This is a genomic window from Cryptosporangium sp. NPDC048952, assembly GCF_043197895.1.
In the GTDB taxonomy this organism is placed as follows: domain Bacteria; phylum Actinomycetota; class Actinomycetes; order Mycobacteriales; family Cryptosporangiaceae; genus Cryptosporangium.
This window is the reverse complement of sequence record NZ_JBICTY010000003.1, coordinates 1282906-1295279: the sequence shown is the minus strand read 5'-3', so window position 1 is coordinate 1295279 and position 12374 is coordinate 1282906. Positions and strand designations below refer to the sequence as shown.

Annotated in this window: 13 protein-coding genes; 3 read left to right on the top strand and 10 right to left on the bottom strand. The window is 70.9% G+C overall.

What is annotated here, in order from left to right; all coding sequences use genetic code 11:
- Positions 1-27: 27 nt before the first annotated feature.
- From ACGFY5_RS22100 to ACGFY5_RS22080, 5 genes are all read right to left on the bottom strand, one after another.
- Positions 28-675: a hypothetical protein gene (locus tag ACGFY5_RS22100; protein ID WP_392722585.1), complete on the bottom strand. Its 648-nt coding sequence runs from the start codon at positions 673-675 to the stop codon at positions 28-30.
- Positions 676-831: 156 nt separating this feature from the next.
- Complete coding sequence (locus ACGFY5_RS22095; protein ID WP_392722349.1) at positions 832-1428, bottom strand: hypothetical protein; 597 nt, start codon at positions 1426-1428, stop codon at positions 832-834.
- Positions 1429-1447: 19 nt separating this feature from the next.
- Positions 1448-2479, bottom strand: coding sequence for an LLM class flavin-dependent oxidoreductase (locus ACGFY5_RS22090; RefSeq protein ID WP_392722348.1), 1032 nt, complete (start codon positions 2477-2479; stop codon positions 1448-1450).
- Positions 2476-3369 (bottom strand): MSMEG_6728 family protein, encoded by an 894-nt coding sequence (locus tag ACGFY5_RS22085; protein WP_392722583.1) that lies wholly within the window; start codon positions 3367-3369, stop codon positions 2476-2478. Before ACGFY5_RS22085 ends, ACGFY5_RS22090 begins: the two co-directional genes overlap by 4 nt.
- Before the next feature lie 12 nt (positions 3370-3381).
- Positions 3382-4971, bottom strand: coding sequence for a GntP family permease (locus tag ACGFY5_RS22080; protein ID WP_392722347.1), 1590 nt, complete (start codon positions 4969-4971; stop codon positions 3382-3384).
- A gap of 232 nt (positions 4972-5203) precedes the next feature.
- Between ACGFY5_RS22080 and ACGFY5_RS22075 the strand changes: the two genes are divergently transcribed.
- Positions 5204-5686, top strand: a complete 483-nt coding sequence (locus ACGFY5_RS22075) for a pyridoxamine 5'-phosphate oxidase family protein (RefSeq protein WP_392722582.1) — start codon at positions 5204-5206, stop codon at positions 5684-5686.
- Positions 5687-5709: 23 nt separating this feature from the next.
- Here ACGFY5_RS22075 and ACGFY5_RS22070 read toward each other — a convergent pair whose 3' ends face one another.
- Both ACGFY5_RS22070 and ACGFY5_RS22065 read right to left on the bottom strand, forming a co-directional pair.
- Positions 5710-6411 carry an SDR family oxidoreductase gene (locus ACGFY5_RS22070; RefSeq protein ID WP_392722345.1) on the bottom strand — a complete coding sequence of 234 codons (702 nt, stop codon included), beginning with the start codon at positions 6409-6411 and terminating at the stop codon, positions 5710-5712.
- Positions 6412-6421: 10 nt separating this feature from the next.
- Complete coding sequence (locus ACGFY5_RS22065) at positions 6422-7276, bottom strand: helix-turn-helix domain-containing protein (RefSeq protein ID WP_392722343.1); 855 nt, start codon at positions 7274-7276, stop codon at positions 6422-6424.
- Positions 7277-7399: 123 nt separating this feature from the next.
- On the opposite strand from ACGFY5_RS22065, the gene ACGFY5_RS22060 reads away from it, so the two are divergent.
- Both ACGFY5_RS22060 and ACGFY5_RS22055 read left to right on the top strand, forming a co-directional pair.
- Positions 7400-8767: an MFS transporter gene (locus ACGFY5_RS22060; protein ID WP_392722342.1), complete on the top strand. Its 1368-nt coding sequence runs from the start codon at positions 7400-7402 to the stop codon at positions 8765-8767.
- Between the two features lie 43 nt (positions 8768-8810).
- On the top strand, positions 8811-9848 hold the full coding sequence (locus ACGFY5_RS22055; RefSeq protein WP_392722340.1) for a LacI family DNA-binding transcriptional regulator: 1038 nt from the start codon (positions 8811-8813) through the stop codon (positions 9846-9848).
- Here the strand turns inward: ACGFY5_RS22055 and ACGFY5_RS22050 are convergent.
- Genes ACGFY5_RS22050 through ACGFY5_RS22040 form a run of 3 tightly spaced genes read right to left on the bottom strand, consistent with a single transcriptional unit; the run spans position 9813 to position 12335 of the window.
- Positions 9813-10787: a DUF3445 domain-containing protein gene (locus tag ACGFY5_RS22050; RefSeq protein ID WP_392722338.1), complete on the bottom strand. Its 975-nt coding sequence runs from the start codon at positions 10785-10787 to the stop codon at positions 9813-9815. The genes ACGFY5_RS22055 and ACGFY5_RS22050 overlap by 36 nt on opposite strands.
- Positions 10784-11620, bottom strand: a complete 837-nt coding sequence (locus tag ACGFY5_RS22045) for an aldo/keto reductase (RefSeq protein WP_392722337.1) — start codon at positions 11618-11620, stop codon at positions 10784-10786. Before ACGFY5_RS22045 ends, ACGFY5_RS22050 begins: the two co-directional genes overlap by 4 nt.
- A gap of 19 nt (positions 11621-11639) precedes the next feature.
- Complete coding sequence (locus ACGFY5_RS22040; protein WP_392722336.1) at positions 11640-12335, bottom strand: SDR family NAD(P)-dependent oxidoreductase; 696 nt, start codon at positions 12333-12335, stop codon at positions 11640-11642.
- Positions 12336-12374: the final 39 nt, after the last annotated feature.

Genomic DNA, 12374 nt, shown 5'->3' with positions numbered 1-12374 from the left:
GTCCCCGGGCCAATTCGGCAGTGCTGACTAGCCGACGCGCTCGATGAGTGCGCGGCGGATCAGGAACTTACCGGGCTCGCGCACCTGCTCGAACGCCGCGTTGTTCAGCAGCGCGCAGCTGCCCGACGCGCCGGTCACCGAGACGGTGATCGACTTGTTGTTGTCGAGGTTCGTCACCCGCAGCTGCGTGCCGACCGGGAACTGGTTGCTCGACGCCGCCGGAGCGCCGTCCTCACCGGAGAGCGTGATCGTGCTGCCGTTGCAGACCTGCTGCGCATTGCCGCCACCGTTGTTCGCCGGCGGAGCGGGCGCGGCGGTCGTGGGGTCCGCAGCCGGGGCTTCCGCGGCCGGGTCGGCGGCCGGCGCTTCCGCGGCGGGCGGCTGAGCGGCCGCGGGCGGCTGGGCCGCCGCGCCGTCGGCGACGACGTTCGCGGTGCACTCGGCGACCACGCGCCGCTGCTGGATCAGGTCGACGACGGCCTGCCGGTTGGCGATCCGCGCCTCGGACAGCGCGTCGGGGTTGGCCCGCTGGGCGGCGATGAAGTTCAGGTTGTTCTTCAGCGCGGTGTCCAGACCGCCGCAGTCCTCCTTCGGCGCCTGCGGTGCGGCGGCGTTCTCGCCGGCCGAGCTGACACCGATCCCGACCGCGGTCGCGCCGCCGAACACCACCAGCATCCCCACACCGACCGCTGCCTTACGACGCCATCCCAGCTTCCGATTCGCCACGACACACCCTTCGACCGATCACCATTGACGCTGTGCAGGGCCCCCTGCACTTTCGATAGCGAGTTACGGGCGAACCAGGGCAGTCGGTTCGAAATATCGGAGCTCTTAAGGTTTCCGGTTTTCCCGTGCCTGGTCCGCGGCCGCCGGGAACAGGTCCTCGGGTCTACTGTCGACGGTCGACACGTGCACGTGGTCGTAGTGCCCGCCGTCGGGGGTGGAGACGTCGTACACACCCGCACCGAGGTACGGACGCCAGCTCTGCTCGTGGTGCTCCCACGACCAGATCCGGCCCTGCCAGATCACGTAGTGGACGCGAAGGGCGATCGCGTTCACGCGGAACCACCGGGCGAGCAGCCACCCCCGGGCGACGTCGTCACCTTCGGCGAACGCACCGGTCTTGCCGATGACGTAGTCGCACGCGCGGCCGAGCGGATGATCGCTGGTCGGGTTCCACGCGTGCTCGTCCCAGCACTGGGCCTTCAGATCGCCGAACCGCAGCCGGACCTGACCCATGAGCCAGGCGGTCGGCGCGGTGACACATCCCCCGGTGCCGGACGGGTCCGGGATGACACAGCCGGCCGTCCCGCTGACGTACGGCGCCGGGGCCGCCGGAAGCGGTGTCATCGGCGGCACCGCGGGCGGACGCGGGTCTGCGGCACCGAGAACAACTGTGAGCACAAGAGCGATACCCTGAGCAATCATGCAAACAGGGTAAATCGCCCTAATCGTCTAGAAGCTCACGAACGCGCGGAACAACTTTCGTGCCGTACAACTCGATCGCGGTCGCCATGTGCTCGTGCGGAATCGGGCCGTTCGTGTACTTCAGGTCGAACCGCTGGATGCCGAGCGCCCGGATCGTCCGGGCGATCTTCTGCGCCACGGTCTCCGGCGATCCGAGGTGCAGCGCGCCGTGGTTGATGTCGGACTCGAAACGCCCGCGGGTGTACTTCGGCCAGCCGCGCTCGGCGCCGATGCGGTTGTGCATGGCCTGGGCGTGCGGCCAGACGATCTCCGCGGCCTCCTCGTCGGTCGCCGCGACGAACCCCGGCGAGTGCACCGAGATCGGCAGCGTCTGGAGTCCGAACTCCGCGAGCGCCCGGTGGTACAGCTCGACGAACGGCGCGAACCGCGCCGGGTCACCACCGATGATCGCCAGCGCGAGCGGCAGCCCGTACTTCGCCGCGCGCACCACGGACTCCGGGCTCCCGCCGACGCCGATCGACGCCTGCAGCCGCCCGGACTCGACCTTCGGGTACACGTCCTGGTTGACCAGGGGCGGGCGCACGGTGCCGCTCCACGACACCGGCCCGCCCTCCAGCAGCGCCGCGACCAGGTCGAGCTTCTCGCTGAACAGCGTCTCGTAGTCGCTCAGGTCGTACCCGAACAGAGGGAACGACTCGGTGAACGATCCGCGTCCGAGCGTCATCTCGGCCCGGCCGCGGGAGATCGCGTCCAGCGTCGCGAACCGCTCGTAGACGCGCACCGGGTCGTCGGAACTCAGAACGGTGACCGCGGTACGTAACCGGATGCGCTCCGTGCGCGCGGCGATCGCGGCGAGCACGATCTCCGGCGCCGAGATCGCGAAGTCGTCGCGGTGGTGCTCCCCCACGCCGAAGCTGTCGACGCCGACCTGCTCGGCGAGCACTCCCTCGTCGACGACGTTGCGGATCACCTGCGCGTACGGGATCGGGTTCCCGTCCAGGTCGACGCTGCGGTCACCGAACGTGTCCAACCCGAACGCTAACTCTGTCACTCCCCGGTCTCCACGGGATCGAGTATCACCCGGAACAGCGCGCGCGGATCCTGCAGGGTCGCCGGGGGCCGGGCCGCCGACCGGGCCACCACGTGGGTGAACCGGGCCGGGCGGCGGTGCGGCAGGGGCTGCCCCGGTACCCACAGGTAGTCGCCCACGACCTCGCCCAGCAGCAGCCCGGCGCCCTGCTCCACGGGCACGCCGACCAGATCGCCGGGCTTCATCTCGTCGAGAAAAGACGACAGCTGCCGGAGGGCCTTCGCCGGCCTCCGGCCGGACAGCTCTTTTGCCAGGTTGCGGAGTTCGACCGGCTCCAGACCGGTCGCGTCGACGTCGACGCCGGAGTCCGTGCCGATACCGACGACGCCCTGCGAGAGCGCCGTGCCCAGTTCCAGCGGCCCGGCGGGTCGCACGATCCACACCGGCACTCCGGACGGAGGCGCGGGCGGCGGAACGTCGTCCGCCGGCGGCCAGACGTACGGCAGGTCGTCGGGCGTGTCCGGGAACAGCGGGCCGTAGAACGCCGGGTCCTTCGCGCGCAGGTTCGAGCGGTGCGACCGGTGCACGTCCTCGTTCCCGATCCAGCTGGGCAGCAGCCCGGCCGCTGCCGCCTCGGCCTGGGTCATCCGGGCGGCATCCGGCGCGAACTCGGCCATCTGCGCCGCGGTGCTGTCGGCGAAACCCCGCGCCTGCCAGGCCCGCACGGTCGCGAGGCCGTAGACGACGAGCCCGGCCGTGCGGCCCCGCCACATGATCGTGACGGGGTGGTTCGCCCAGCCGTAGTCGGGCAGCTCGAGCGCGCGCAGCACCTGGAGCGTCTCGACGCGCTGCTTGCCGAGGCGCGGCGAGTCGAGGAGCTCAGCGGAACGGTCGAAGTCGGCGACGGGCAGGAAGGTTTGCAGTTAGATCACCAAATCGAGGAGAAGGACGCCGACCAGTCCGCAGACCGAGATGAGGCACTCCATCACGGTCCACGTCTTGAGGGTCTGGCCGACGGTCGTGCCGAGGTACTCCTTGATCAGCCAGAACCCCGCGTCGTTGACGTGGGAGAGGAACAGCGAGCCGGCGCCGATCGCCAGCACCATCAACGAGACCTCGCCGCTGGACAGATCCGCGGCCACCGGGGCCAGGATGCCGGAGGCGGTGACCGTCGCGACGGTTGCCGACCCGGTGGCGACCCGGATCAGTACCGCCACGATCCAGGCTAGGAGAAGTACCGGCAGTGCGCTGCCCTCGACCGTGTCGGCGATGATCTGCGCGAGGCCGGTGTCGATGAGCACCTGCTTGAGGCCACCACCGGCGCCGACGATGAGCAGGATGCCGGCGATCGGCGGGAGCGAGTCGCCGAGCGTCGACGCGATCGCGCCGCGGTCCATGCCGGCGCCGAGGCCCAGCCCGACGATGCCCACGAGGACGGCGATCGTCAGCGCGATCAGCGGTGTGCCGACGAAGTCGATCGCGTCCTTGAGCGTGTTCTCGGCGTCGGGCGCGACGACGTCGGCAATCGCTTTGGCGAGCATGAGCACGACCGGTAGCAGGATGCACGCGAGCGTGACACCGAAGCTCGGCCGCTTGCGAGCCGCCGCGACCGCCGTGGTCCCCCGCCCCCGGTAGTCGTCCGTCCCGGACGACGCGTCCGCGGCGTCTTCGACATCGCTACCGGCGGTTCCGGCCGTCCGCCGCCCGGGCTCGGCGGCGGACGCGCTGCCGCGGCCGGGTTCGGCGGCGCCGTCACCGGATTCGCCACGCGCGTCGGGTGTGCCGCCGTCGTGGCCTCCCCGGCCGCCCGAGGTGTCCTCGTCGGTGTGGAAGAGGTTCGGGATCGGGACGTCGACCCAGCGGGCGGCGAAGCGGCTGAACAGGGGCCCGGCGATGATCACGGTGGGGATCGCGACCAGCAGGCCCAGCGCGAGCGTGAGTCCGAGGTTCGCGTTCAACGCGCTCACGGCCACCAGCGGGCCGGGGTGCGGCGGCACCAGACCGTGCATCACCGAGAGACCGGCGAGCGTCGGGATCGCGATCCGGAACAATGGCAGCCCGGACCGACGGGCCACCAGGATGATCACCGGAATCAGCAGTACGACGCCGATCTCGAAGAACATCGGCAACCCGATGATCGCCCCGACCAGCGCCATCAACCACGGCAACGCCGCCGGCCTGGCCCGCCCGACGATCGTGTCGACGATCTGGTCGGCACCTCCGGAATCGGCGAGCAACTTCCCGAACATCGCACCGAGACCGATCAGCAGACCGACCGACGCCATCGTGTCGCCGAACCCACCGCTGAAGCTCGTCGCGACGTCGGCAGCCGGCAGCCCGGCGCCCAGCCCCAACCCGATCGCGCCGACGGTCAGCGCGATGAACGGGTGCATCTTCACCCAGGTGATCAGCACGACGACCACCGCGATACCGATCAGCGCGGCGATGATCAGCCGCGGATCGGAGCTGGCGGGCGCTGGCGCGTCCGCCGCCAGAACGGTCGTGACATCCATGCGGGCTCCCGGTCTTTCCCCGGCGGGCCTCGGCGCCCGCCACGGTCACCTACCCCAACTTCAGCCCTGGTAGTCGGGTCGTACCACCCCGCTCTCGTACACCGCGATCACGAGCTCGGCACGGTCCCGCGCACCGAGCTCGGGGGGAGTACGCCTGACGAAACATCCCGCCGTCCGGTAAACCGGATACCGACCAGTACCAAAGGGAGGCGCTGTGGCCGACAGTGACGTGCTGAACACCCAGAAGCGGGGCCGACGGATCGCGCTGTCGAAGGAGGAACTCGACGCGTTCCTCACCGACAGCCGCACGTGCCGCGTCGCCACGCTGACGTCGTCGGGCGCGCCGCACGTCTCACCCCTCTGGTACGTGTGGGACGGCACGTCGCTTTGGCTGTACTCCATCGTGAAGAGCCAGCGCTGGGCCGACATGCTGCGCGACCCGCGCGTCGCGGTCGTCGTCGACGCCGGCCACGACTTCTTCGAACTGCACGGCATCGAACTGCGTGGGACGCTGGAGCAGGTCGGCGAGGCGCCGCGCACCGGCGGGGAGTCGATCCCGGAGCTCGACGCCGCAGAGCGGCTGTTCGCCGCGAAGTACTTCGACGGCGAGCAGAACATGTATCACGACGGCCGGCACGGCTGGGTACGCCTGACGCCGAGCAAGATCGCATCCTGGGACCACCGCAAGATCGCCGGCCTCAACGGCGCCGGCTAGAGACAGCCGGCTAGCTGCGGCGGCTAGATCACGAAGCCGCCGGTGGCGCGGAGATTCTGGCCGGTGATCCACGCCGAGTCCGGGCCGGCCAGGAACGCGACGACGCGGGCGATGTCGAGCGGCTGACCGATCCGGGCCAACGCGGTGAAGGCCGTGGCTTGCGCGATCGCCTCGGGCGGGTTGGTCTCGTGGAACAGCTCGGTCTCGGTCGAGCCCGGCGAGACCGTGTTCACCGTGATGCCACGCGGCCCGAATTCGCGGGCCGCGACCGCGGTGAACTGCTCCAACGCACCCTTGCTCGCGCAGTACAGGCTGTGCCCTGGCGCGGGGATCACCGTGTTGAGCGTCGACACGTTCACGATCCGCCCGTGATCGCGCAGCAGCGTCGCCGCCCGCCGCATCGCGAACAGCGGGAACTTCGTGTTGATCGTGAACACGCGATCGAACTCGTCGGAGGTGAGGTCGACGATCGGCGCTCCGGGGTTGATCGCCGCGTTGTTGACGAGGATGTCGAAACCGTCGGCGACCGGGGCGAACAGCGCGTCGAGGTTCGCGAGGTCGGCCTGGTCGGCGCGGACGGCGGTGGTGCCGTGAAGTTCCGGGGCCGGGGCATCACGGTAGCTGTAGACGACACGGGCGCCGCGCGCCGCGAGCTCGGTCACGATCGCGCGGCCGATGCCCCGCGAACCCCCGGTGACCACCGCGACCTTCCCGGTCAGCTCCATGCCGCGGACGCTAGTGAGCGGGACGCACCGCGTCTTGGACGAATGCGAACAGCTCCCCCGGCGTGGAGCCGACGAGTGCCCGGGTTTCGCGGCTCAGATGCGACTGGTCGGCGTAGCCGAGTGCCGCGGCGCCGCTGAGGGTGGCGTCCGGCGCGGTGAACGCTCCGAGCGCGCGTTGCAGGCGCGCCACCCGCGCCACGGTCTTCGGCGACTGCCCGATCCGCCGCCGGAACTCCAACTCGAGATACCGCCGACTGACCCTCAGCTCCGCAGCGACCGTGCCCACCCGCGCCCCAGCTTCCTGCAACCGCCACCAAGCCCGATCGACGATCAGCTCTGGCGCCCCCACCCGAGACACCCGACCACCCACACCCCGACCCGCGCCATCCCAGTCCGCGCTCTGCCGGGGCGCGTGGGGCATTCCGAGGCGGCGGGCGAAGGCGGTATCGAGCGTGGCCACTCGGGACCGCCAGTTCGGGAGCTCGGCGAGCTGATCGGCCAGGACACTCAGCCGGGTATCCAGGGAAACCACGTCGTCGGCCAGGTCGGCGGCCTCGGCGTTCAGGAGCGCGCGGACACCGGCCGGCGTGAGGCCGACCGAGACCCCCGACCGCCACGGCGGGCCGTCGTGCACCCCGCCGCTGCTCCGCGCCCCGGTAATCAGGCGCGCACCCTCGTTCGCGTCGAGAAGGAGCGTGGTGAGCGTGACCGGGAACATCCGTCGACGCACCGGCGCACCACCACCGACCCGGTACCCGCCATACCCCACCACGTACGGCCGGAGCTCCGGCGCGGCCACGGCCACCGCGCTGGCACATCGGCCCACGCCCGGCTCGGCGAGCGCGGAATGCAATTGGGCCAGCACACCCCCAGTATCGCTGTGACGCGCGACTCACTAGAACGTTCTAGAGATCCGGATTAGCCTTACCAGCGTTTGTCCGCGATCCGCGCACCGGTGCGCAGACCGAACCGCACCGGAGAGGTCGGAATGGAAGCCGTGTCGCGCGCGCGTCGGAACGCCGCCGTGCTGTCGCTCGCGCTGGGTGGGTTCGCGGTCGGGCTGACCGAGTTCGTCGCGATGGGGCTGCTGCCCGAGATGGCGCAGGGCCTCCTCCCCGCGGAATATGCGCGCTCGACGTCGGACGCCGTGGCCCAGACCGGCTGGACGATCACGGTCTACGCGCTCGGGGTGGTGGTTGGCGCGCCCACGATCGCGGCGCTGACCGCGCGGGTGCCGCGCAAGCGACTCGTGATCGGTCTGCTGGCGCTGTTCGCGGTCGGAACGGTGGCGTCCGCGCTGGCGCCGACGTTCCCGCTGGTCCTGCTGGCGCGGTTCGTCGCCGCACTACCGCACGGAGCGTATTTCGGCGCGGCCGGCATGGTCGCGGCCGCGCTGATCGGGCCCGGTAGCCAGGCGAAGGGATTCGCCGCGGTACTGACCGGACTGACCGCAGCGAACGTCTTCGGCGTCCCGCTGATCACGAGCCTCGGCCAGGCGACGAGCTGGCGTATCGCGTACGCCGCCATCGCCGGGATGTTCGTGCTGACGCTGCTCGCCGTGCTGGCGACCGTGCCGTCGATCGCGGCAGCGCCTGGTGGCTCGCCGCGGGCGGAGCTCAGCGCGTTCCGCTCGCCGCAGATGTGGCTCGCGGCGTCGATCGGTGCGATCGGGTTCGCCGGGTTCTTCGCCGTTTACAGCTACATCTCTCCGGTGACGACGAACACCGCGGGGCTGACGTCGGGCGCGGTGCCGTGGGTGCTGGCGACGATCGGGCTCGGGATGACGGTCGGGAACCTGCTCGGGGGCATGCTCGGTGACCGGAACGTGCGGCGCAGCATCGTGCTGGGACTCGGTTCGGTGGTGCTCGCCGCGACCGCGTTCGCGCTGTCGGCGTCGCATCCGGTCGGATTGTTCGTGACCGGGTTCCTGGTGGGGGCGGCGTGCCTGGTCACCGCGCCGGCGTTGCAGGCCCGGCTCATCGAGGTGGCGCCCCGCGCCCAGCTGATGGGCGCGGCGATCAACCAGTCGGCGACCAACATCGGCAACAGCCTCGGCGCCGCGCTCGGCGGCCTCGTCATCGCCCGCGGCCTCGGTTACACCGCACCGGCCTGGGTAGGCGCCACCCTCGCCGCCGCCGGCCTGGCCATCGCCGTAGTCAGCTTCCGCCTCGACCGCCACCACCCCGCACCCGTCAACGCAGACAGCGCCACCCCCAACCGCACCCCATCCGACAGCGCCGCTCGTAGCGCCGGCGATGGGAGCGCCTCGGCGCGAGTCGGGGGCGGCGACGGCGGCGGGGCGGCTGCTGAGGGGGCGCGGTCGGCGGGGGCGCGCACGCCTGCTGCGCGGCCGTGAGCGCTGGACGCTCCGCGCGTTGACGGCTCAGTACGCTACGGCGATGGGTAATCGGCGGCCTACCTTGGCGGACGTCGCTGCCGAGGCCGGGGTGTCGGTCGCGTTGGTGTCGATCGTGATGCGGGGCGCGCCGGGGGCCAGTGCGGCGACGCGCGAACGGGTGCTCGAGGTCGCCGACCGGATCGGGTACCGGCCCGACAGCCGGGCCCGATTACTCCGCAGTGGTCGCAGCCGACTGCTCGGCGTGGTGTTCGGCGTGCAGCACGCGTTCCACGGCGACCTGCTCACCGGCCTGTACGACGCCGCCGCGCGCCACGACTACGAGCTGACGCTCAGCGCGGTGACACCGCTCCGCGACGAACGCACCGCGATCGCCGGTCTGCTGCAGGACCGCTGCGAGGCGCTGCTCGTGATCGGACCCCAGTCCCCGACCTCCGCGCTCGCCGCGATCGCGGCGCAGATGCCGGTCGTGGCGCTCGGCCGTGACGTCCGCCACCACGCGGTCGACGTCGTCCGGAACGCGGACTGCCAGGGCCTGCACCAGGCGGTCGAGCACCTGGTGTCGCTCGGGCACCGCACAATCGTCCACCTCGACGGCGGACGCACGCCGGGTACGGCCGAGCGCCGGCGCGGTTATCGGGACGCGATGCGCGAGCACGGTCTGGAGGCCGAGATCCGGGTGCTGCCCGGTGGGCCGACCGGCGAGGACGGGGCGGCCGCGGTCGCCCCGCTCCTGCCCGACCCACCCACCGCGATCACGGTGTTCAACGACCTCGCCGCGACCGGCGTGCTCGACACCCTGCGCCGTGCCGGGCTCAGCGTGCCCGGTGACGTCAGCGTCGTCGGCTACGACGACAGCCGCCTCGCCCGGCTGACCTACCTCGACCTGACGACGATCGCCCAGGACACCGAAGCGATGACCACCCAAGCCATCCAACGCGCCATCACCCGCATCGAAGGCGCCCCCGTCCTCCAGCGCGAGGTGGTCACTCCCCCACACCTGGTCGTCCGCGGCACCACAGCGCCCCCACCACGGAACGCCGCGCTAGCGCGCCTCGGGCCCGGAGGCGTCACCGGCTAGGAGCCAGGCCGCCGCCGCATCGCGGAAGGGCGCCAGGCCCTTGTACGACGCCATGTCCTCGGGAAGCTCCGCGAGCACCCGCCCGAGGCGCACCCGCCACGCAGGCACGGTGGCGATCTCGGCCAGCGAGGCCAGATACGTCCTGATCAGGAATAGGATCGCGCCGGAATGCCCCAGGCGGATCAGGTGCTGCACCTCCACCCGCAAATGAAGGCGCCGCGCGAGCTCCGAGCCCACCAACGCCCCTGCCGCGGTTCGCTCCGGGCCCCACTCAGGCCACGCCTCGGTGGACTGATCCAACCGCCCATCGAGCGTCGCCGACCAGTTCGTCCGCCGGTACTCCTCCCCCGGCTGCAAGCGCATGATGAACCGCTCGGCTCGAGCGACCACGCCCGAATCGTGCACCCGCGGCACCGGCCCGTGGATCTCCGTGAACGTCATCCCGACGTCGAACGCCACCGACCAGCCGGCCGCGAACGTGACGAGCCCGGCCTCCATCCACAACGCCCCTTCGCGCTGGTCGAGCAGCACGATGTCGTCCTGGATCTGGCTCCCGAGGAACCCCAGCGGCCCGCCCGGCAGGGGGTCACCCTCCCGGAACCGGACGTCCACTCCGAGCAGCTTGTTGCGCCATCGAAAGCTCGCACCAAAAACGTCCAGGCTCATGACGTCGGAATAAGAAACGGAGAGCTCACGCAGGACCGTGAGCAACGCATCCCAGCAGGCCGGGATGGCCGCAGACCGGACGGCGAGCCGACCCGGATCCGCGCGCAGGATCCGGGCCCGCTCGGCGAGTTCCGCCTGGTAGGCCGCGTCGACGTCGATCAGGCCCGAGCCCCACGAGCCCACCTCCGTGGACACCGGGAGCCGGGCTCGTGAGACGTTCGTCCCGTACCGGAACGTGTCGGACCGGAACGGGAACGGAAACGACGAAATCACCCGGTGATGGCCGCCACCTCAGCCGGCGACAACTGCAGCGATGCGGCCGCGATGTTCTCCTCGAGGTGCTCGATCGACCCCGTGCCCGGAATGGGGAGAATCTGCGGAGACCGCGCAAGCAACCACGCCAACACGATCTGCCGCGGCGAGACCCCGTGGTTGACCGCGGCGTCCTTCACCGCGGCGATGTCGCCACTGATCGGCGCCCACGGCAGGAACACGAACTGCGACTGCTCGGCGAGGTCGACGACCGTCTCCGACGACCGGTCCTCGACGTTGTAGCGGTTCTGCACCGAGACGACCGGCGTGAGGCCCTGCGCGATCGCGATCTGCGTCTCGTCGAAGTTCGAGACCCCGATGTGGCGGATCTTGCCGGCGTTCTTCGCCTCGATCAGCACACCGAGCGACTCCTCGATCGGGACGTTCGGGTCGGGGCGGTGGAATTGGTAGAGCGGGATCTGCTCGAGCCGCAGCCGCGACAGGCTGCCGTCGAGCGCCTTGACCAGGTGCTCCGGCCGGCCGTTGACCGGCCACTGGCCCGGCCCGGTCCGGGTCAGGCCCCCCTTGGTGGCGATGACCAGGTCGTCGGCGTAGGGGTACAGCGCCTCGGCGATCAGCTCTTCGCTGACGTTCGGCCCGTAGGAGTCGGCGGTGTCGATGAAGTTGACGCCGAGCTCGACGGCCCGACGCAGGACGGCCTTGGCGACCTCGCGGTCCGGCGGGTCGCCCCAGATGCCGGCTCCGGTGATGCGCATCGCGCCGAACCCGAGACGGTTGACGGTGAGGTCCCCGCCCACGTCGATGGTTCCGGCTTCTCCGGCGTTGAGAGTCATGCTTGAAAAGCTACGCCGCTCACCAGGGAACCGCCCCGTGGCGATCCTGGAACGTTCCGGTCGGGCCGTCGGCGCCGATCGAGGCCAGCGCGACGATCGCGTCCGTGCCCTCGGTGACGGTCTGCGGGCCGCTGTGCCCGTTGAAGTCGGTCGCGGTGTACCCCGGGTCGACGACGTTGATCCGCAACTCCGGGAGCGCCTTCGCGTACTGCGTGGTCAGCATCGACACCGCCGCTTTCGACGCGTTGTACAGCGGCATCGCGAACGTCGACTCGAATCGCTCGGGGTCGTGGGTGATACCGAACGAGCCCAGGCCACTGGCGACGTTGACGATCACCGGCGTGCCCGACTTGCTCAGCAGCGGCAGGAACGCGTGCGTCACCCGCACGATCCCGATGACGTTCGTCTCGAACACGTACCGGGCGTCGTCGGCGGTGATCTCGGCGGCCGGCGGGTTCACCCCGGGCACCCCCGCGTTGTTGATCAGCACGTCGACGTGCCCCTCGTGCGCAGCGACGTCCGCGGCGGCCGCTGCCACCGACGCGTCGTCGGTGACGTCGATCTGGACGAAGCGGGCGTTGAGCTCAGCGGCGGCTACCCGGCCGCGCTCCGCATCGCGAGCGCCGACGATGACGGTGTGGCCGGCCTCGATCAGACGACGGGCGGCTTCGAAGCCGAGGCTCTTGTTGGCCCCGGTGATGAACGTGGTGGTCATGGGGTCGACGGTGCGCCCGGTCGACCGCGACTACCAGTG

What these genes read in the sequence shown, in the direction of transcription:
- ACGFY5_RS22100 (WP_392722585.1), bottom strand. Translation starts at nt 675, where the DNA reads ATGCTGGTGGTGTTCGGCGGCGCGACCGCGGTCGGGATCGGTGTCAGC.
- ACGFY5_RS22095 (WP_392722349.1), bottom strand. Translation starts at nt 1,428, where the DNA reads ATGATTGCTCAGGGTATCGCTCTTGTGCTCACAGTTGTTCTCGGTGCC.
- ACGFY5_RS22080 (WP_392722347.1), bottom strand. Translation starts at nt 4,971, where the DNA reads ATGGATGTCACGACCGTTCTGGCGGCGGACGCGCCAGCGCCCGCCAGC.
- ACGFY5_RS22070 (WP_392722345.1), bottom strand. Translation starts at nt 6,411, where the DNA reads ATGGAGCTGACCGGGAAGGTCGCGGTGGTCACCGGGGGTTCGCGGGGC.
- ACGFY5_RS22060 (WP_392722342.1), top strand. Translation starts at nt 7,400, where the DNA reads ATGGAAGCCGTGTCGCGCGCGCGTCGGAACGCCGCCGTGCTGTCGCTC.
- ACGFY5_RS22055 (WP_392722340.1), top strand. Translation starts at nt 8,811, where the DNA reads ATGGGTAATCGGCGGCCTACCTTGGCGGACGTCGCTGCCGAGGCCGGG.
- ACGFY5_RS22045 (WP_392722337.1), bottom strand. Translation starts at nt 11,620, where the DNA reads ATGACTCTCAACGCCGGAGAAGCCGGAACCATCGACGTGGGCGGGGAC.
- ACGFY5_RS22040 (WP_392722336.1), bottom strand. Translation starts at nt 12,335, where the DNA reads ATGACCACCACGTTCATCACCGGGGCCAACAAGAGCCTCGGCTTCGAA.